The sequence below is a fragment of the Pseudomonas sp. P5_B2 genome, from assembly GCF_056400445.1.
In genome coordinates, this window is sequence record NZ_JBFULH010001262.1 from 1 (window position 1) to 785 (window position 785).

The window sequence follows — 785 nt, forward strand, 5'->3', positions numbered from 1 at the left end:
AAGCGTGCCCGCGCACAGCCGCCGCAACTGATCTTACGGACGCATGTTGACGGCCGCAATTCAGGTGTCGACGCCGAAGCGTCCGCTCTAGTCTTGAAGGGTTCCTACACCCTGCCACTGAATTTTCAGTGACCACCAGAGACTATCGAGGGAATGCATTTCAAACCAGTTCATGGAAACCGATACGAGTTGAAGGAAACTTCCGAAGACCTTGCCCAGAAATTTCGCTTTTTACGCCAACATTATTTTCGGCGCACAGATACTATTCACCGACTGGTATTATTTTCGAACAAACTCAAGTCAAGCCTTTGTTGACACTCTCTATAAAACTGCAAAGAACAGCTTGTTTGATCATGCCGAAAATCCAGAATTTGTTTATAAAATGATTTTATTGCCGGATCACTCATATTACTCATACCGTCAATAATTAGGCATTTTTTGTAAATACGATCTGCCTGCTCATCAATCTCTTGCTCGTAAACCTCTCGAGACTTTATGCCAAGGAGCCTTGAAAAATGGAAAGGCAAATCCACCTTCAACCGATAAACACCACAAAGACTCAACGCGAGGAGATTAGCGAAATAGAACCTCTCTCTACATCCCGGATTAGAAATTATTTCAAAGAGCCCAGCATCACCACACTCACGTGAGACATACATATCAAAGAAATCCGGATCCTCAATATACTCATCATCAAAAAAGCCCGTATCAAACTCTCCATGACTCCATCGCTTGATTTCATCAAACGAGTAATTCCTTATACCCATACAAACACCCATCAATAT

1 protein-coding gene is annotated in these 785 nt (G+C 43.1%); it reads right to left on the minus strand.

Annotated elements, in window-relative coordinates; translation table 11 throughout:
• Nucleotides 1-266: 266 nt before the first annotated feature.
• On the minus strand, nucleotides 267-785 hold a 519-nt coding region (locus AC1DRJ_RS30635; protein WP_477805408.1), incomplete at its 5' end, for a hypothetical protein.